The organism is Streptomyces sp. NBC_01476 (assembly GCF_036227265.1).
Lineage (GTDB): Bacteria > Actinomycetota > Actinomycetes > Streptomycetales > Streptomycetaceae > Actinacidiphila.
In genome coordinates, this window is the sequence record NZ_CP109446.1 from 3327813 (window position 1) to 3346856 (window position 19044).

A 19044-nucleotide genomic window follows, 5' to 3' on the forward strand; every position below is an offset into this window, starting at 1 on the left:
AGAGGCCCGCGGTGAGTGGCGAGGACGCCGGGATCGAGCAGGGCGGCGCGCTGCGGCGGGTGATGCGGGGCCGCGACCCCGCCGAGGAGCACCGGGCCTCCACCCCGCTGGAACTCCTCTTCGACCTGACCTTCGTGGTCGCGGTCTCCCAGGCCGCCGCCGAACTCCACCACGCCCTGTCCGAAGGCCACACCCGCACCGCGCTGGCCGGATACGCCGCCGTCTTCTTCGCCATCTGGTGGGCGTGGATGAACTTCACCTGGTTCGCCTCCGCGTACGACACCGACGACGTGCCCTACCGGCTGCTGACCCTGCTGCAGATGAGCGGCGCCCTCGTCCTGGCCGCCGGGGTGCACGCGGCCTTCGACGGCGACTTCGCCGTGGTCGTCATCGGCTATGTGATCATGCGGGTGGCGATGGTCACCCAATGGCTGCGGGCCGCACGCGAACACCCCGACGGCCGGACCGCCGCACTCCTGTACGCCGCCGGGATCGCACTGGTGCAGGCCGGGTGGATCGCGCGGCTGTGGGTGCCGGGCGGCTGGGCGTACGCGACCTTCGCGGTGCTGGCGGCGGCCGAACTGACCGTGCCGGCCTGGGCGGAGAAACGGGGCCGGGCGACCAGCTGGCACCCGGGCCACATCGCCGAGCGGTACGGCCTGTTCACCCTCATCGTGCTGGGCGAGGTCATCCTCGCCTCACTGGCGGCCGTGCAGTCCGCGGTGACCGAGCGCGGTCTGTCCGCGGAGCTGCTGCTGATCGCCATCGGCGGGCTGCTGCTGGTGTTCAGCCTCTGGTGGATCTACTTCACCGGTTCCGAGGCCACCCTGCCGACCTTGCGTGCCGCACTGAGCTGGGGATACGGCCACTACCTGGTCTTCGCCTGCGTCGCGGCGATCGGGGCGGGCCTGGAGAGCGCGCTGGACAGCACCGAGCACCACGGGGATCTCTCCCCCCGGGGCGCCGCGCTGTCGGTGGCCGTACCGGTCGCGGTCGTCGTGCTGCTGCTGGGCGTCCTGCACGAGATGACCGGCACCGGCGCGGTCGGGCACCGGCTGCTGGTGGTGGCCGGCGCGGCCGTGGTGCTGGCACTGGCCTTCAGCGTGCCGGGCATCGGCGTGGGCGGCGCGGTGCTGGGCATGGGCCTGGCCGTCGCGGCCACCCTCGCCGCCAATCTGACCGTCCGCCACCGCCGGGCGATGGCCGGCGCCCGGGCCTGAGGCCGGACCCCGGCAGGGACGCCTGCCGCCCGGATCCGAGGGCAGATCCCAGCCGGAGTCGTCCGGCACCGCACCTGAGCCGGGTCCGGGCAGGGTCGTCCGGCACGCGCCCCGAAGCCCGTCTCAGTCGGAATGCGGCGCCACGGTGTCGCTCGGCTCCGGCGCCGGCGCCGGAGCCGTGTCCTGGGCGGCGGACCCAGCGGCGTGCTGGGCTGCCGCCCCGGCAGCGTCCTGGGCGGCGGACCCGGCGGCGGCCTCCGGTGCCGCGATGGCCGACGCCGGGGCCACGAAGAGCGGCACGCGCTTGCGTTTCCGCTTCCTGCGCCGGTACCCGGCGCGATCCGGTGCGCCCACGTAATCGTCGGGCTGCCAGATCCGGCCCAGCCAGAGGCCGGCCGGCACCCGCTCGCGGCACGCCTCCTCCATCGGGCCGGCCTGGTCGATGGCGTAGGTGAGCGGGATGCGGTAGCGCAGGCGGGGCAGGCCGGGCGCGGGCGGGTCGGCGTCGCGGACCCGCTTCCACAGCAGCCGGTCGTCGCGGTCGATGGCGCCGCGCGGAAAGAGTTCGAGGGTGGCGGTGGGGTGCGCCGCCGCGTCACCGGTGGAGTAGATGGCCACCGCGGCGAGGGAGTCCCAGGGCAGGAAGACGACGTCCTCCGCCATCTCCTGGAACCACCACCAGCCCTCCGCGTCGAGCACGAACCGCTCATGCCGCCCCACCCACGCCCCGAACTGCATGAAGAGCGTCAGGAACGACAGGAAACAGAAGACCCCGACGAGAACGTCCCGCCCGATGCCGTGCGCGAGCAGCCCCGACAGCACCGCCGCGCCCACGAAGAGCACGACCACGATCCACCAGGCCACCGCGTTCGCCGCCAGCAGCAACCGTCCCGACCGGATGACCGTCGCATCCTCAGCCGGCCGCCGCCCGTGCGGACCGCTCAACGTCCCCATGCCCAGACCCTAACCTCAGCCCGCCACCCGCGCGTTACCGTCCGGACATACAGCCGGGCGGCGAAGCGCCGGGGCCGGGCACAACGAGCGGCGCCCCCTCCCGTGACGGGAGGGGGCGCCGCTCGGTGGCTTCAGGGCTGCTGATCCCGGGGGATCAGAAGTCCATGTCACCGCCGGGCATACCGCCCGGCGCGCCGGCCGGGGCGGCCTTCTCCGGCTTGTCGGCGATGACGGCCTCGGTGGTGAGGAAGAGCGCGGCGATGGAGGCCGCGTTCTGCAGGGCGGAGCGGGTGACCTTCGCCGGGTCGATGATGCCCTCGGCGATCATGTCGACGTACTCACCGGTCGCGGCGTTGAGGCCGTGGCCGACGGGCAGGTTCCGCACCTTCTCGACGATGACGCCGCCTTCGAGACCACCGTTGACGGCGATCTGCTTCAGCGGGGCCTCCAGCGCGAGCTTGACGGCGTTGGCACCGGTCGCCTCGTCGCCTTCGAGCTCCAGCTTCTCGAAGACCGCGGTCGCCTGCAGCAGGGCCACGCCACCACCGGCGACGATGCCCTCCTCGACGGCGGCCTTGGCGTTGCGCACCGCGTCCTCGATGCGGTGCTTGCGCTCCTTCAGCTCGACCTCGGTCGCGGCGCCGGCCTTGATGACGGCCACGCCGCCGGCCAGCTTCGCGAGGCGCTCCTGGAGCTTCTCGCGGTCGTAGTCGGAGTCGCTGTTCTCGATCTCGGCACGGATCTGGTTGACCCGGCCGGCGACCTGGTCGCTGTCACCGGCGCCGTCCACGATCGTGGTCTCGTCCTTGGTGATGACCACGGTACGGGCGCGGCCGAGCAGGTCGAGGCCCGCGTTCTCCAGCTTCAGGCCGACCTCCTCGGAGATGACCGTGCCGCCGGTGAGGATGGCGATGTCGCCGAGCATGGCCTTGCGGCGGTCACCGAAGCCCGGGGCCTTGACGGCGACGGACTTGAAGGTGCCGCGGATCTTGTTGACGACCAGGGTGGAGAGCGCCTCGCCCTCGACGTCCTCGGCGATGATCAGCAGCGGCTTGCCGGACTGCATGACCTTCTCCAGCAGCGGGAGGAGGTCCTTCACCGAGGAGATCTTGGAGTTGACGATCAGGATGTACGGGTCGTCGAGCGTCGCCTCCATCCGCTCCAGGTCGGTGGCGAAGTAGGCGGAGATGAAGCCCTTGTCGAAGCGCATGCCCTCGGTGAGCTCAAGCTCAAGACCGAAGGTCTGCGACTCCTCGACGGTGATGACGCCTTCCTTGCCGACCTTGTCCATGGCCTCGGCGATCAGCTCGCCGATCTGGGTGTCAGCGGCGGAGATGGAGGCGGTGGAAGCGATCTGCTCCTTGGTCTCCACGTCCTTGGCCTGCTCCAGCAGGGCGGCGGAGACGGCCTCGACGGCCTTCTCGATGCCGCGCTTGAGGGCCATCGGGTTGGCGCCGGCGGCAACGTTGCGCAGGCCTTCCCGGACCAGGGCCTGGGCGAGCACGGTCGCGGTGGTCGTACCGTCGCCGGCGACGTCGTCCGTCTTCTTGGCGACTTCCTTGACCAGCTCGGCGCCGATCTTCTCGTACGGGTCCTCGAGCTCGATCTCCTTGGCGATGGAGACACCATCGTTGGTGATCGTGGGGGCGCCCCACTTCTTTTCGAGGACGACGTTCCGGCCCTTCGGGCCGAGGGTGACCTTGACGGCGTCGGCGAGCTGGTTCATACCGCGCTCGAGTCCGCGCCGCGCCTCCTCGTCGAACGCGATGATCTTAGCCATTGTGAAGTGTCCTCCGCGGACTGGGGGTTCCCCCACCGAGGCAGGGGGCGGTGGATCGGACCGCGTAGGCGCCCGCGACGGACGGCCAGCCGGCCGCCGGTTCCTTCCCGGCGCCCGAGCGGGCCTCACCGACCCGGTCCAAGTTGTCACTCTCACTAGGAGAGTGCTAACCAATGATTAGCACTCCGACCGTGAGAGTGCAAGCAGACCCCCACCCCCGAGCGGCGTCAGGACCGGGCACCCGGCGGCGGGCGGCGGGCGCCCGCGGACGCGCGAAGGGCCCGCACCGGACGCGCGAAGGGCCCGCACCATGAGCCGGTGCGGGCCCTTCGGCCTGAGAGAAACGCCGCGTCGATGGTCGAACGCGCCGGGATGTCAGCCTGCCAGCCGGACCATGTCCGCCTGCGGCCCCTTCTGACCCTGCGAGATCTCGAACTCGACTCGCTGGCCTTCTTCGAGGGTGCGGTAGCCGTCCATCTGGATCGCGCTGTAGTGGACGAAGACATCCGCACCACCGTCGACCGCGATGAAGCCGTAGCCCTTCTCCGCGTTGAACCACTTGACGGTGCCCTGAGCCATTCCCAACTCCCCTATTACTGGCCCTATCGCGGCCCCGCACTCCGCGGGCCCGGGTCAGACCTCACCCACCGGAGCGACCCTTACCGTGGACAGGAGGGAGCTCTGGGAGGCGTGCGCCGGAACGCGTCGACCGCGGCTGAATGTATCTGTCCGGATGCCCACTGCAACAGGTCAATTGGACGAGAATTCTGGGTCTGACTCATCGGAAATAACCCAGGAAAAAACGATAATGCGGGGCATCTCGGACCGGACACATCGGGCGATCCGGGAGAATTCGCGTGTGAATTTGGCGATAAATCGCCGCACCACCCAGGACTGGCGACTCACTTGCCCCCCGCAACAGTACAGCCCTTCAACTACCGCCCCGCACCGCCCCCGCCGGGCCCGGACAGCGAAGAGCCCCGCCCACCACGAGGGGTGAGCGGGGCCGCAGAACCCACGGAAAACCGCGGATCAAAACAACAGCGGACAGTCCGCGGTTTCAGCCACCCGCCACCGCGGGAATGATCGAGACACTCGCGCCGTCCGGCACCACCGTCTCCAGCCCCGACGAGAAACGCACATCGTCGTCGTTCACATAAACGTTCACGAAACGCCGCAGCTTTCCCGCGTCGTCGAGAACCCGCGCCGAAATACCGGCGTGATTCTTCTCCAGCGACGTGATGACCTCGGCCAGCGTCGCGCCCTCGGCCGGCACCTCGGCCTGGCCGCCGGTGTAGGTACGGAGAATGGTCGGGATTCGAACAGAAGCAGTCATGCGAGGCCAGCCTCTCGGAACGCGGCAAGGGTCGGGCGGATGATCGCGGTCGGTCCGGTGGTGGGCGCGACCGCGTCCAGGGTCTTCAGGCCGTCGCCGGTGTTGAGCACGACGGTCTCGGCGGCCGGGTCGAGCTGCCCGGTCTCGATCAGCTTCTGCAGCACACCCACGGTCACCCCGCCGGCCGTCTCCCCGAAGATCCCCTCGGTCCGCGCCAGCAGCTTGATCGCGTCGACCACCTGCTCGTCGTTCACATCCTCGACCGCCCCGCCGGTACGGCGGGTGATGTCCAGGACGTACGGGCCGTCCGCCGGGTTGCCGATCGCCAGCGACTTGGCGATGGTGTCCGGCTTCACCGGCCGCACCACGTCGACACCGGCTTTGTAGGCCGCGGACACCGGGGAACAGCCCTCCGCCTGGGCGCCGTAGATCTTGTACGGCTTCTCCTCGACCAGGCCGAGCTTGATCAGCTCCTGCAGACCCTTGTCGATCTTGGTGAGCTGGGAGCCGGAGGCGATCGGGATGACCAGGTTGTCCGGCAGGCGCCAGCCGAGCTGCTCGGCGATCTCGTAGGCGAGCGTCTTGGAGCCCTCGCCGTAGTAGGGGCGGAGGTTCACATTGACGAAGCCCCAGCCCTCGCCGATCGGGTCGCCGATCAACTCCGAGCAGAAGCGGTTGACCTCGTCGTACGAGCCCTCGATACCGACCAGTTGGCCGCCGTAGACCGCGGCCATGACGACCTTGCCGGCCTCCAGGTCGTGCGGGATGAAGACGCAGCTGCGCAGGCCCGCGCGGGCCGCGGCGGCGCCCACCGCACCGGCCAGATTGCCGGTGGAGGAGCAGGACAGGGTGGTGAGTCCGAAGGTGCGGGCGGCTTCCAGGGCGATGGCGACGACGCGGTCCTTGAAGGAGTGCGTCGGGTTGCCGGAGTCGTCCTTGACGTACAGGCCGCCGGTGATGCCCAGTTCACGGGCGAGGTTGTCGGCCTTGACGAGCTTCGTCCAGCCGGGGTTGAGATTGGGGTGCTCCGCCACATCGGCGGCCACCGGCAGCAGCGGCGCGTACCGCCAGATGCTGGTCGGGCCGGCCTCGATCCGCCGGCGCAGGCCCTCCGGGTCGCCGACCGGGAGGTCGTAGGCCACTTCGAGGGGGCCGAAACACTCCTCGCAGGCGAACACCGGGCTCAGCGGGAAGCGGGCTCCGCACTCCCGGCAGGACAGCGCGGCGGCGGGTCCGAAGGGGGCGGGGCTGGAGGTGTCGTGGGAGGCGGCGATGGTCTGCACAGCCATGATGGCGAGGCCCTTTCTCCTCATCTTCCTTGTGACGTACGTCGCCACAAGACGGAATTGGCACCTTCCCCACCGTGTGACCTCGCGGTCGGCGGGAGGGTTGCCGGGGCTTCAACGGGCCGTTCCCTCTGCCCCTCTGGATGAGCGCTATTCACTTGTCGTTCAGTTGTCGGCACGGGCACCCGGCATGCGGTCACCCTGCGCGTTGTTCAAGACTGTAACCGACAAAGGCAGCGGTTGAGAGAGTCGTCCGCACCGCGAGATGGATCACAAGGGGTCCCACAGTGCTCGATGAGGTGGAGGGCTGGCTGGCCCGCCGGTCGTGGTCGGCGGCCGACCGGCCGCTGGAGCAGCTGCTCGCGGCGAAGCGGGCGGCGGGCGACCGCGGCACGGTCAGCGTGGTGCTGCCGGCGCTCGACGAGGAGGCCACCGTCGGCGGGATCGTCGGTGCGATCCGCCGTGACCTGATGGCGCCCGCGGCACCGCTGGTGGACGAGCTGATCGTGATCGACTCGGGTTCCCGCGACGGTACGGCCCGGGTCGCGGCGGCGGCCGGGGCGCGGGTGGTGCTGCGGGACACGATCCTGCCGCGGCTGCCGGCGGTGCCCGGCAAGGGCGACGTGCTGTGGCGGTCGCTGCTGGTGGCCCGTGGCGAGATCGTCTGCTTCGTGGACGCGGACCTGCGTGAATTCGACTCACGGTTCGTCTCCGGCATCGTCGGCCCGCTGCTCACCGAGCCGGCCGTGCAGCTGGTCAAGGCGATGTACGAGCGTCCGCTGGAGACCGGCGGCGAGACGCTGCCGGCCGGCGGCGGCCGGGTCACCGAGCTGGTCGCCCGCCCGCTGCTGAACCTGCACTGGCCGCGGCTGGCCGGCTTCGTCCAGCCGCTGGGCGGGGAGTACGCGGCGCGGCGCTCGCTGCTGGAACGGCTGCCGTTCCCGGTGGGCTACGGGGTGGAGCTGGGCATGCTGATCGACGCGCTGGGCCTGGTCGGCCTGGACGCGCTCGCCCAGGTGGACGTCGGCGTACGGCACCACCGGCATCAGGACACGGCGGCGCTGGGCCGGATGGCGGCGGCGATCTACCGCACGGCGCAGCTCCGCCTCTCCCGCGGCCCCCTGGTCCGCCCCCGCCTCACCCAGTTCACCCGCTCCCCCGACGGCTTCACCCCCCACACCCACCCCGTCGACACGGAAGAGCGACCTCCGATGGGGTCCATCCGCGAATACGTGGCCCTGCGGGCCGCCTGACCCCGATCCCCCCTCCGGGGGGCGGCGGACGTCGTGCCCCCCACGGCCCGATCCGGACCACCCGCCGGTCGACGGCTGAGCGCGCAGTTCCCCGCGCCCCCAAGAAGGACGGCGGAGGACGTGCCCCGAAGGGGCGCGAGGAACTGCGCAGCCAGCCACGACGGCGCCGCAGACGACCCGCACGCCCAGCCCCAAGGCCGGATCCGGACCACCCGCCGGTGGACGGCTGAGCGCGCAGTTCCCCGCGCCCCCAAGAAGGACGGCGGAGGACGTGCCCCGAAGGGGCGCGAGGAACTGCGCGACCAGCGACGATGGCGCCGCAGACGACCCGGTTGCCGCCGGGCGGAAGGGCAACGGCGCAGGCGGGGTCACGTTTGAGGCAAGGTCATCCTGGCTAGGCTCGCCGCATGGTCGCAACGCGTCACGCCGCCCCCATCCTGGTCGCCTCCAACCGCGGCCCCGTCTCGTACACCCTCACCGAGAACGGCGAGCTGACCAGCAGACGCGGCGGCGGCGGCCTCGTATCGGGGCTCAGCGCGATCGGCCCGGACGCGGGCGCCGTATGGGTCTGCGCGGCCCTGTCCGACGGCGACCGGGCCGCCGTGAGCCGCGGCGTCGCCGAAGACGGCTCCCGCATGATCGCGGTCGACCCACCCGTCTTCGAGGCCGCCTACAACGGCATCGCCAACTCCGTGCTGTGGTTCGTGCACCACATGCTCTACCAGACCCCGCTGGAGCCGGTCTTCGACGAGGACTTCCGCACGCAGTGGGACGCCTACCGCGCCTACAACGCCGCCTTCGCCGACGCCCTGGCCGAGGAGGCCGCCGAGGGCGCCGCCGTACTCGTGCAGGACTACCACCTCTCCCTGGTCCCGGCGATGCTCCGCGCCCGCCGCCCCGACCTGCGGGTCGGCCACTTCTCACACACCCCCTGGGCACCGCCGGACTACTTCCGGCTGCTGCCGGACGACATCGCGGAGGAACTGCTCGCCGGCATCCTCGGCGCCGACCGGGCCGCCTTCCTGACCCGCCGCTGGGCGGACGCCTTCGCCGCGGCCTGCGTCGCCGTGCTGGGCGCCACGCTCTCCCCCGACGGCCTCGAAGTGACCTGGCGGGGCCGTACCACCCGGCTCGGCGTCCACGGCCTGGGCGCCGACGGGGACTTTCTGCGGGAGCGGGCCGGGCGCCCCGACGTGGCCGCCCAGATGGAAGGGCTGCGCGCCGAGACCGGCGCCGACCGCAAGCTGATCGTCCGGGTGGACCGTACCGAGCTCTCCAAGAACATCGTCCGCGGCCTCCTCGCGTACCGGCAGCTCCTGGCCGAGCACCCCGAGTGGCGGGAGCGCGTCGTCCATGTCGCCTTCGCGTACCCCTCCCGGCAGGACCTGGAGATCTACCGCGACTACACCGCCGAGGTCTCCCGGGTGGCCACCGAGATCAACGCGGAGTTCGGCACGCTGAGCTGGACCCCGGTGCTGCTGAAGGTCGACGACGACTTCCCGCGCTCGCTGGCCGCGTACCGCCTCGCCGACGTCGCCCTGGTCAACCCGATCCGCGACGGCATGAACCTGGTCGCCAAGGAGGTCCCGGTCGTCTCCGACAACGGCGTCGCCCTGGTCCTGTCCCGCGAGGCGGGCGCCTTCGCCGAACTCGCCGACGACGCGATCACCGTCAACCCGTACGACATCCGGGCCACCGCCGCGGCGCTGCTGGAAGGGCTCACCCTCGCACCCGAGGAGCGCGCCGACCGCACCAAACGCCTCGCGGAGGCCGCGACCGCCCTCCCCCCCTCGAAGTGGTTCCTCGACCAGCTCGAAGCCCTGCGCGGCTGACCGCCCGGCGGGGGCTCGGTGCGGAGGTCAGGACAGGGCGTCGGCCAGGGCGTTGAGGACCGCGACGACGCCCTCGGGGCCCGGGACGGTGAGGTCGGCGCGGGTGAGGAGTTCCTTCGGGGATTCCGCGCCGGTGGCCGCGGCGGCCACCAGGAGACCGGGCAGACCCCGTTCGCGCAGGGCGCCCACCGCGTCGAAGGCCGCGATGTCGCCGAGGTCGTCGCCGGCGTAGAGGACGGAGCCCGCGTTCGTCTCACCGAGGTACGCGGCCAGCGCGACGCCCTTGTCCACGCCGGGGGGACGCAGTTCGAGGACGTAGCGGCCCGGTTCGACCATCAGGCCGTGCCGTTCGGCCAGTTCGGCGAGCGGCGCGCGCAGCGCCTCGAAGGCGGCGTCCGGGTCCTCGGTCCTGCGGGTGTGCACCGCGACCGCCCGGCCGCCCTTGTCCTCGATCCAGGTGCCCTGCCACGCGCCGATCCGGTCGAGGAACCCGGGGAGCTCGGCGCGGACCGCGGTGACCCCGGGGTGCGCGCCGGGGGTGCGGACGTCGCTGGTGTGGGCGTCCCAGCGCTCCGCGCCGTAGTGGCCGAGGACCACCAGGTGGTCGAGGCCCGGTACGCCCGCGAAGCCGCCGTAGCGGACCGCGACGCCCGCCGGACGGCCGGTGACGACCACGACGGAAGCCAGGTGCGGGGCGAGCCGGGCCAGCGCGGGCACCGCGCCGGGGTGCGCCCGGGCCTGCTCGGGGTCGGGCACGATCGGCGCCAGGGTGCCGTCGAAGTCGAGGGCGACCACGGCGCGCTCGGGCCGCGCGAGCAGTGCCGCGAGGCCTTCCTTTCCCTCGGGCGTGTGGGGCGTGAGGATGTCGGCGGAGGCCATGCGGCTGACCCTACCCGGGCACGGCGGGCGCATGCCCGGCGTACGGACGCACACACCCCCGCCGGTATCCGGCCGGGCGGTCTCGGCGGCCGGCCGGCCCCGGGGCACCGGCGCCCCGCCGGGGCGGCCTCAGCGTTCGTCGCGCAGCCGGTCCCGCTCCCGGCGCAGCCGGTTCACCGTGCCGGGGGCGTACCGCACTGCCCGCGGGTCGTCCAGGAGCGCGTTCAGCAGCTGGAAGTACGCGGTCGGCGAGATGCCGAGGCGCTCGCGGACCGCCCGCTCCCGGGGGCCGGGACCGGTGAAGGTGCGGCCGGCGATGTCCAGCACCGCCCGGTCCCGCACTGACAGCTCAGCGGCTTGCGACGGCTCCACCGGCACCTCCGCCCCTCCAGCGCGCACTGCCCCGCCCCTCCCCCGGTCCCCCGGAAAGGACCCGGAAGAAGGAGGGGGACAACGAGCCTACGACGACGCCTTCGCCTTGTCGCTCGCCGCGTCGGCGGTCTCCGCGTCGATCTGGAGCTTCGACAGCACCGTCTTCGGGTCGGTGTGCATCGCCGATCCGATCAGCTTCTTCTCCTCGTCACTGACCGGCGCCCAGGAGGTCTTGTCGACCGGGTAGAAGATCGCGTCGGGCAGCAGGTCGAGGAACTTGACCATGTCCCTGTCCTTGGGATTGGTCCGCATCGCCTGCGAGGTGCTGGTGGTCACCGGCAGCAGACCGTACTCGTCGAGGAACTTCACCGAGTTCTGGTCCTGGTACACGTACTGGAGGAACTTGCCGTCCGCGTCCTTGTTGCCGTTCTGCTTGAACGCCATCATCCAGTCGGCGACGCCGAGCGTGTTCACGCTGGGGCCGCTCTCGCCGGGCAGCGGCACCACACCGACGTCGAGGTGCGCGGCCTTGGCCTGGCTGAAGAGCGTCGGGTGGCCCATCACCATGCCGGCCTTGCCGTCCAGGAAGTCGGTGAAGATCTCGGCGCGGTTGGTGGTGGCCGGGTCCTTCGCCTGGATCAGCTTCTGGTCCACCAGGTGCTGCTTGACCCAGGTGAGGGCCTCGATGTTGGACGTGGAGTCGAAGGTGTAGTTGCCGACCGAGTCGGTGTAGCCGCCGTCCGCGCCGAGCATCCACATCAGCGCCTCGGCCTGCGGCTCCTCGGGGCCGAGCGGCAGCCCGTAGGGCGCCGGCACCCCATTGGCCTTCAGCTTCTTGGCGTCCTGCTCGATGTCCGCCCACGTGGTGGGCGGGTTCTCGATGCCCGCGTCCTTGAAGAGCTTCTTGTTGTAGAAGAACATCCGGGAGCTGGAGACCCACGGTATGCCGTACTGCACCCGGTTCACCGAACCCGCGGTGACCATCGAGGGGATGAAGTCGGCCTGCTCGCTGATGGTGAAGAGGTCGTCGGCGCTGTAGAGCTGGTCGGCCGCCGCGTAGTTGGCGTAGGCGCCGATCTGCGCGATGTCGGGGGCCTTGCCCTCCTTGACCATCTTCGCGACCGTGTCGTCGACGACGTTCCAGCTGAGGACGTCCACCTGGACCTTGATGTGCGGGTTCTTCTGCTCGAAGTCGCTGACCAGGTCGTCCCAGTACGTCTTGGAGCTGTTGCCCGTCTTGGGGTCACCGTAGTCGGCGGCGACCATGTGCAAAGTGACGTCCCCGCTCAGCGGGTTGCTCCCGCCGCACGCACTCAGTGTGGTCATTGCCATGACGGACGTGACGCCAACTGCCGCCAGCCCGAGAAGTCGCCGCTGCACCGTTCCTACCGCCCTTTGAAGTACCTGGCGTACTGCCTACCGGAAGCACCTACGGAAGCGTCGAGTCTTCCCCACATCTTTAGCCAAGGTCTACACCATGAGTGATATCGCTTCCGCATCGGGCCGGGGTTGGGGGCCGTTCGGGTGCGGTGTCCGGGGTGGCGTCGATCTTCACAGCGGAGTGGACTAGACCTTTTGCGGGGTCAACCGCGAGACTGTTCCCGTGAGACATGTCATCGCCATCGATGTGGGCGGCACCGGGATGAAGGCCGCCCTGGTCGCCGCGGACGGCACGCTGCTGTACGAGGCGCGCCGCCCCACCGGCCGGGAACGCGGACCCGACGCGGTGGTCACCGCCATCCTCGACTTCGCCGGAGAACTGCGCGACCACGGCCTGGCGGCACACGGCGAAACCGCCGTCGCGGCCGGCCTGGCGGTCCCCGGCATCGTCGACGAGGCCAACGGGATCGCTGTCTACGCCGCCAATCTGTACTGGAAGGACGTCCCGCTGCGGGCGTTGCTCTCCGAGCGGCTCGGCGGCGTCCCGGTGGCGCTGGGGCACGACGTACGGGCCGGCGGCCTCGCCGAGGGCCGGATCGGCGCGGGCAACGGCGCCGACCGCTTCCTGTTCATCCCGCTGGGCACCGGCATCGCCGGCGCCATCGGCATCGACGGCCGGATCGAGGCGGGCGCGCACGGCTACGCGGGCGAGATCGGGCACATCGTGGTCCGGCCCGGCGGCCGGGAGTGCGGCTGCGGTCAGCGCGGCTGCCTGGAGGCGTACGCGTCGGCCGCCGCGGTCGCCCGCAGCTGGGCGGCGGCGTGCGGCGATCCGGCGGCGGACGCGGCGGACTGCGCGCGTGCCGTCGCGGCCGGCGACCCGAAGGCCCTGGCCGTGTGGGGCGAGGCGATCGACGCGCTCGCCGACGGCCTGGTCACCGGTCTCACCCTGCTCGACCCCCGGGTGCTCATCATCGGCGGCGGGCTCGCCGAGGCGGGGGACGTCCTCTTCGGGCCGCTGCGGGCGGCCGTCGAGGCGCGCATCACCTTCCAGAAGCTCCCTCTTCTCGTCCCCGCCGCGCTGGGGGACACCGCAGGATGCCTGGGCGCCGGCCTGCTCGCCTGGGATCTGATCTCCGTGGAGGTAACCGCCTGATGGCCCCGGTATCAACAACGCAGCGCACGGTGCTGGCTGGTGCCCGTGTGGTGCTGCCGTCCGGTGTGGTGGAGGACGCCCGGCTCACCGTCGACGGCGGCTCGATCGCCGCCAACGAGGCGGCCGAGCAGACCACCCTGGACCTCGCCGGGCAGGGGTACACGATCGTCCCCGGCTTCGTGGACATCCACAATCACGGTGGCGGCGGCGCGTCCTTCAGCTCCGGCACCGCCGAGGACATCCTCACCGCGGTCCGCACCCACCGCGAGCACGGCACCACCACGCTGGTGGCCTCCACGGTCACCAACGAACTCGGCCTGCTCGCCCGGCAGGCCGGCCTGCTCGCCGAGATCGTCGAGCAGGGCGACCTCGCGGGGATCCACTACGAGGGCCCGTACATCTCGCCGTGCCGCAAGGGCGCCCACGACGAGGGCCTGCTGCGCCACCCCGACCCGGCGGAGATCCGCAAACTGGTCGAGGCCGGGCGCGGCGCGGTGAGGATGGTCACGCTGGCCACCGAACTGCCCGGTGGCATCGCGTCGGTACGGCTGCTGGCGGAACTCGGCGTGATCGCCGCGATCGGGCACACCGACGCGGACTATGACCAGACCCGTGAGGCGATCGACGCGGGCGCGACCGTGGCGACCCACCTCTTCAACGCGATGCCGCCGCTGCAGCACCGGCAGCCGGGGCCGATCGCGGCGCTGCTGGAGGACGAGCGGGTCACCGTCGAACTCGTCAACGACGGCACGCATCTGCACCCGGCGGTCCTCGAACTCGCCTTCGGCAGCGCGGGCGCGGGACGGGTCGCCTTCATCACCGACGCGATGGACGCGGCCGGCTTCGGCGACGGCATGTACCAACTCGGCCCGATGCAGGTCGAGGTGCTGGGCGGGGTGGCCCGGCTGGTCGAGGGCGGCTCGATCGCCGGGTCGACGCTGACGCTGGACACCGCGTTCAAGCGGGCGGTGACGCTGGACGGGCTGTCGCTGCCGGACGCGGTACGGGCCATCTCCACCAACCCGGCGCGGCTGCTCGGCCTCGGCGACCGGATCGGCACGCTGGAGCCCGGCAAGGACGCGGACCTCGTGGTGCTGGACGACTCCTACGACGTGGTGGGCGTCATGCGCAAGGGCGACTGGCTCCTCCGCCCCTCCTGACGCCCCCGGGGGCCCTGACGGGCGTTGGGGGCCGTTGGCGACCTGCCGGGCTGGCCAGCGGGCGTCAGGGGCCCCGTTGGGGCCTTCCGCGGTCTGGGGGCAGGCCCGGGGCCTGCGGGCGGGGTGACGGGCGCTCAGGCGCCCCCCGGTGCTGGGCCCGTGAGGGCCACCCGGCTCTGGGCGGGGGGCGCTCCGTTTGTCATCATCGACGGGTGATCATCACCGTCACGCTGAACACCGCGCTCGATGTGACCTACCGGGTCGCCGCGCTGCGCCCGCACACCACGCACCGGGTCCTCGCCACCGAGGAACGGCCCGGCGGCAAGGGCGTCAACGTCGCCCGGGTGCTGGCCGCGCTCGGGCACCGCACGGTCGTCACCGGGTTCGCCGGCGGCCCCTGCGGTGCGGAACTGCGCCGCCTGCTGGCCGCCGCCGCGCCCGCCGGACTGCTCACCGACGCCCTGGTGCCGACCGCCGGCGCGACCCGGCGCACCGTCGGCGTGGTCGACGAGGCCACCGGCGACACCACGATGTTCAACGAGCCGGGCCCGACCGTCGCCCCTGCCGAGTGGACGGCCTTCCTCGGGGTCTACCGGGAACTGCTGGCGGACCCCGCGGCGACCGCGGTCGCGCTGTGCGGCAGCCTGCCGCCGGGACTGCCGGTGGGTGCCTACGCCGAGCTGGTACGGGAGGCCCGCGCGGCCGGCGTGTTCGTGGTGCTGGACACCAGCGGGGAGCCGCTGCGGCGCGGCCTGGCCGCACGGCCCGACCTGATCAAGCCGAACGCCGACGAGCTGACCGGCCTCACCGGCTTCTCCGAACCCGCCAGGGCGGCCCGGCACGCCCGGCGGCGCGGGGCGCGGGCGGTGGCGGCCTCGCTGGGCGCCGACGGCATGCTGGCGGTCACCGAAGAAGGCGACTGGCAGGCAAGGCCGCCCGGCAGGCTCTCCGGCAACCCGACCGGGGCCGGGGACTCCGCGGTGGCCGGCCTGCTCTCCGGGCTCGCCGAGGGACTGCCGTGGCCGGGCCGGCTGGCCCGGGCGGTCGCCCTGTCGGCGGCGACGGTGCTGGCCCCGGCCGCCGGGGAGTTCGACCCGGCGGCCTACGCGGCGGCGCTGGAGCGGGTGGAGGTCGTGCCGGCGGCCGGCTGAGCCGACCGCGCGGCTACTTCTTGACCTGCCCCTGCTTCAGCCACACCTGGTCGAGGTTGACCCCGCAGTTGGTGTTCGGCATGCAGGTGAGCGTCAGAACGTTGGCGCCCTTGTTCAGGTCCACCCACTGGTAGGTGTTGTTGTCCCACGCCTTCGCCCAGTCGGTGGCGTTGCTGTAGTTCGGCAGGTCCACCGGCGAGGTGCGGGGCTTGCCGTTGATGCCGAGGGTGAGGTCCGCGGTCTTCCCGGCGTTGCCGTAGTTGATGAAGAACGTGTACTTGCCGTCCTCCGGCACCGTCACCGTCCACGCCACCGAGGCGCCCGGCGCCCCCATGCCGTCCACATAGGTGCCGGCGGCCGACCCGGGCCACTGGGTGCTCTGCTTCGCGCCGCCGGTCAGCGCCAGCGATGACGCGTCGACCTTCTTCGAGTCGAACGGCGTCGGGGTCGCGGACGGCGTCGGCTCGGTGCTGGGCGCGGCGGAAGTGACCGGGGCGGTGGCGGCGCCCTTGCCCGCGTCCTGCTTCTTGTCGTCGCCGGAGCCGTTGGTCATCGCGAAGGCGATGCCGATGGCGACGGCGGCGACCACCGCGACCGCGCCGATCAGCAGCCCCTTGCGGTTCGGGGTGTCCGGGCCGCCCTGGCCCCCGCGGTGGCCGCCGGGGGACGGCGGCTCGTACGAGGGCGGCTGCGGGGCGCCGTACTGCGGCGCCTGCTGGCCCTGGTCGTAGCCGTAGCCCTGCTGGTCCTGCTGCGGGTAGCCGTAACCGGGCGCCTGGCCCTGCTGCGGCGGATAGCCGTAGCCGCCCTGCCCCTGCGGTGCCTGCTGCGGGGCACGGCGCTCGCCGACCCGCTGCACGCTGTTGTACGAGGTGCGGGGCATCCGCGGCTGCGACGGGTCGGGCTCGGGCTGATCCATGCCCTCGGACCGGTAGAGATACCCGAACGGGTCGTCGTTCTCCGGGGTGCCGTCGTGTCCGGCCGTCATGAGGTGTCCACTCCCTACGTACTTCAGATGCCGAAACCCTACCGGCCCCAGATGTGCCACTGCTCAAACCTTCGACGCACCAGCAGGTCAGGAAGGTTCCCTGTGACCGGTCACACCTCGCGGGACACGTACGGTTAAGTCTGTGGACGAGGAGTGGCTGCCCTGGCGACAGGCGATGGACAGGGCGCTGTACGGTCCCGGCGGTTTCTTCGTCCGTGAGCGGCCGGCCGACCACTTCCGTACCTCCGTGCACGCCTCCCCGCTCTTCGCCCAGGCCGTCGCCGCCTTGCTGTGCCGGGTCGACGCGGCCCTGGGGCACCCCGCCGACCTGGCCTTCGTCGACATGGCGGCGGGCCGCGGGGAACTCGGCGTGGCCCTGCTCGACCGCCTTCCGGCGCCGGTCGCGGCCAGGCTGACCGTGCACGCGGTGGAACGCGCGCCCCGCCCCCCGGATCTGGACCCGCGGATCAGCTGGACCGGGAAGCCGCCGGCCGCGGTGCGCGGCCTGCTCTTCGCCAACGAATGGCTGGACAACGTCCCCGTGACGGTGGTGGAACGGGACGCGTCCGGTACGGCCCGGCAGGTGGACGTACGGCCGGCCGACGGGGCGGAGCGGCTGGGGGAGCCGGTGACGGGGGCCGCGGCGCGGTGGCTGCGGCGGTGGTGGCCGCTCGCGGCGGCCGGGGACCGCGCGGAGGTGGGGCTGGAACGGGACCGGGCCTGGGAGGACGCGGTGGGGACGCTGGCCGCGGGGCTGGCGGTGGCGGTGGACTACGGGCATGTGCGGGCGGCCCGCCCGCCCTACGGCACGCTGACCGGCTACCGGGAGGGCCGCCAGGTGCCGCCGGTGCCGGACGGTGCCTGTGACCTCACCGCGCACGTGGCCATGGACGCGCTCCGGGGCACCCTGACGACCCAGCGGGACGCCCTGCGGGCCCTCGGGGTGACCGGGAGCCGGCCGCCGCTGTCCCTGGCGGCCACCGATCCGGCCGGTTACGTACGGGCGCTGGCCGCCGCCACGGAGGCCGCCGAGCTCACCGCGCCCGGCGGCCTCGGCGACTTCCTCTGGCTGAGTACCCCCGCGTCTCCGGAGTGCGCCCACCTGCTCTGAGCGGGGCGGGGGCACGGCGGGTACACGAAAATTCCGCCGGCCCCGGCGGGGTCGGGCCCGCCAGCCCCCGGCGGTGCGGAAACACCGCAGGGCGGCGGCGCCGGCAGCGCTACGGCGGGCGAGGCAGGTCAGCCGGCCGGCGCCCGGCGGTGCGGAAACAGCCCGGCCAGCGCCCGGCGGCGCGGCGGGTCAGCCGGTCAGTACCCGGCGTTCCAGATCGGGGTCGAGCCCCACCGGCGGGCGGTCGGCGCGCTGCGGGGCCTGGCCGCCGATGCCGAGCAGCCACGTCCAGGTGTCCCGCACGGTCTCCGCGACCGGGCGGCACCGCAGGCCCGCACGGTACGCCTTGCCGACGTCGCCGCGGTGCATCGCGTCGTGGTCCTCCCCCGGCGGCAGCCAGACCGGCAGCTGCGTCCACGGCTCGATGCCGGCCGCCTCGATCACCTCGGGCGCCGTCCAGCGCAGCCGGGCGTCCGAGCCGGTGACCCGTACGCACTCGGCCAGCAGCTCGCCCATCGTGGTGTGCCCGGACGCGCTGATCACGTTGTACGGGCCGCCCAGCCCGCCGGCCAGCGCGTCCAGCGTCCAGACCGCGAGGTCGCGGGCGTCCACGTACTGCAGCGGAAGGTCCCTTGGCCCGGGGGCGAGGACGTCACCGCCCCGGGCGATCCGGTTCAGCCACCAGGGCAGCCGGCCGACGTTCTCGTACGGGCCGAGGATCAGCCCGGCCCGCACCAGCAGCGCGCGCTCGCCGAACGCCTCGACCGCGGCCAGCTCGCCGCCGCGCTTGACCGCGGCGTAGTCGGCGTAGTCGGCGTCCCCGCCCTCGACGACGGGGGCGTCCTCGCCGGAGCCGGCCGCCGACGGATAGACGTACACCGAGCGGCTGGAGACGTACCCGTAGCCGCCGGCCCGCTCCCGCAGGAGGCGGGCGGCAGCCCGCACCGCGCCGGGCTTCCCCGACCAGGTGTCCACCACGGCGTCCCACCGCCCCCGCGCCAGCGCCGCCAGGTCCCCCTCGCGCTCCCCGGCCAGCGCGGTCACCCCCGCCGGCGCCGGATGCCGTCCCCGGTTGAAGACGGTCACCGCCCACCCCCGCCCGAGCGCCTCCTCCACCACGGCCCGCCCGACGAACTCCGTCCCGCCCAGTACCAGGATCTCCATACGCGCCACCCTGCCCGCCCCG

General features: G+C 72.5%; 17 protein-coding genes and 1 riboswitch. Of the genes, 7 read left to right on the top strand and 10 right to left on the bottom strand.

Annotated elements, in window-relative coordinates:
• Positions 1-62: 62 nt before the first annotated feature.
• The gene (locus OG552_RS14790; RefSeq protein ID WP_329140828.1) at positions 63-1220 is read left to right on the top strand and encodes a low temperature requirement protein A; all 1158 of its coding nucleotides are present in this window, start codon (positions 63-65) and stop codon (positions 1218-1220) included.
• Between the two features lie 123 nt (positions 1221-1343).
• On the opposite strand, the gene OG552_RS14795 is transcribed toward OG552_RS14790, so the two are convergent.
• The 5 genes from OG552_RS14795 to thrC form a co-directional block, all read right to left on the bottom strand.
• A complete protein-coding gene (locus tag OG552_RS14795) occupies positions 1344-2174 on the bottom strand; it encodes a hypothetical protein (RefSeq protein ID WP_329133041.1) in 831 nt (276 codons plus the stop codon).
• A 154-nt stretch (positions 2175-2328) separates the two neighbouring features.
• Positions 2329-3954 (bottom strand): chaperonin GroEL, encoded by a 1626-nt coding sequence (gene groL / locus OG552_RS14800; protein WP_329133043.1) that lies wholly within the window; start codon positions 3952-3954, stop codon positions 2329-2331.
• Positions 3955-4329: 375 nt separating this feature from the next.
• Positions 4330-4533 (bottom strand): cold-shock protein, encoded by a 204-nt coding sequence (locus tag OG552_RS14805; protein WP_009339379.1) that lies wholly within the window; start codon positions 4531-4533, stop codon positions 4330-4332.
• Between the two features lie 481 nt (positions 4534-5014).
• Positions 5015-5290, bottom strand: a complete 276-nt coding sequence (locus OG552_RS14810; protein WP_329133045.1) for a MoaD/ThiS family protein — start codon at positions 5288-5290, stop codon at positions 5015-5017.
• On the bottom strand, positions 5287-6579 hold the full coding sequence (gene thrC / locus OG552_RS14815; protein WP_329133047.1) for a threonine synthase: 1293 nt from the start codon (positions 6577-6579) through the stop codon (positions 5287-5289). Before thrC ends, OG552_RS14810 begins: the two co-directional genes overlap by 4 nt.
• 17 nt (positions 6580-6596) lie before the next feature.
• Positions 6597-6726, bottom strand: a riboswitch (SAM riboswitch).
• Between the two features lie 137 nt (positions 6727-6863).
• On the opposite strand from thrC, the gene OG552_RS14820 reads away from it, so the two are divergent.
• Positions 6864-7829, top strand: coding sequence for a glucosyl-3-phosphoglycerate synthase (locus OG552_RS14820; protein WP_329133048.1), 966 nt, complete (start codon positions 6864-6866; stop codon positions 7827-7829).
• Positions 7830-8236: 407 nt separating this feature from the next.
• Positions 8237-9661, top strand: coding sequence for an alpha,alpha-trehalose-phosphate synthase (UDP-forming) (locus OG552_RS14825; RefSeq protein ID WP_329133050.1), 1425 nt, complete (start codon positions 8237-8239; stop codon positions 9659-9661).
• A 27-nt stretch (positions 9662-9688) separates the two neighbouring features.
• Here the strand turns inward: OG552_RS14825 and otsB are convergent, their stop codons facing one another.
• From otsB to OG552_RS14840, 3 genes are all read right to left on the bottom strand, one after another.
• On the bottom strand, positions 9689-10540 hold the full coding sequence (gene otsB, locus OG552_RS14830) for a trehalose-phosphatase (RefSeq protein WP_329133052.1): 852 nt from the start codon (positions 10538-10540) through the stop codon (positions 9689-9691).
• Between the two features lie 129 nt (positions 10541-10669).
• Positions 10670-10912, bottom strand: a complete 243-nt coding sequence (locus OG552_RS14835; protein WP_329133054.1) for a DUF3263 domain-containing protein — start codon at positions 10910-10912, stop codon at positions 10670-10672.
• Positions 10913-10999: 87 nt separating this feature from the next.
• Entirely contained in the window at positions 11000-12238 is a 1239-nt protein-coding gene (locus OG552_RS14840) for an ABC transporter substrate-binding protein (RefSeq protein ID WP_329133055.1), read from the bottom strand.
• Positions 12239-12515: 277 nt separating this feature from the next.
• Here OG552_RS14840 and OG552_RS14845 point away from each other — a divergent pair, with 277 nt between their 5' ends.
• The 3 genes from OG552_RS14845 (at position 12516) to OG552_RS14855 (ending at position 15759) form a co-directional block, all read left to right on the top strand.
• Complete coding sequence (locus OG552_RS14845; protein ID WP_329133057.1) at positions 12516-13448, top strand: ROK family protein; 933 nt, start codon at positions 12516-12518, stop codon at positions 13446-13448.
• Positions 13448-14608 carry an N-acetylglucosamine-6-phosphate deacetylase gene (gene nagA, locus OG552_RS14850; protein ID WP_329133059.1) on the top strand — a complete coding sequence of 387 codons (1161 nt, stop codon included), beginning with the start codon at positions 13448-13450 and terminating at the stop codon, positions 14606-14608. The genes OG552_RS14845 and nagA overlap by 1 nt, the downstream gene beginning before the upstream one ends.
• Positions 14609-14820: 212 nt before the next feature.
• Positions 14821-15759, top strand: a complete 939-nt coding sequence (locus OG552_RS14855; protein ID WP_329133062.1) for a 1-phosphofructokinase family hexose kinase — start codon at positions 14821-14823, stop codon at positions 15757-15759.
• Between the two features lie 13 nt (positions 15760-15772).
• Here OG552_RS14855 and OG552_RS14860 read toward each other — a convergent pair whose 3' ends face one another.
• Positions 15773-16747, bottom strand: a complete 975-nt coding sequence (locus OG552_RS14860; RefSeq protein WP_329133064.1) for a carbohydrate-binding protein — start codon at positions 16745-16747, stop codon at positions 15773-15775.
• Positions 16748-16922: 175 nt separating this feature from the next.
• On the opposite strand from OG552_RS14860, the gene OG552_RS14865 reads away from it, so the two are divergent.
• On the top strand, positions 16923-17858 hold the full coding sequence (locus OG552_RS14865; RefSeq protein WP_329140830.1) for an SAM-dependent methyltransferase: 936 nt from the start codon (positions 16923-16925) through the stop codon (positions 17856-17858).
• A gap of 189 nt (positions 17859-18047) precedes the next feature.
• Here the strand turns inward: OG552_RS14865 and OG552_RS14870 are convergent, their stop codons facing one another.
• Positions 18048-19022 (bottom strand): NAD-dependent epimerase/dehydratase family protein, encoded by a 975-nt coding sequence (locus OG552_RS14870; RefSeq protein WP_329133066.1) that lies wholly within the window; start codon positions 19020-19022, stop codon positions 18048-18050.
• Positions 19023-19044 lie beyond the last annotated feature (22 nt).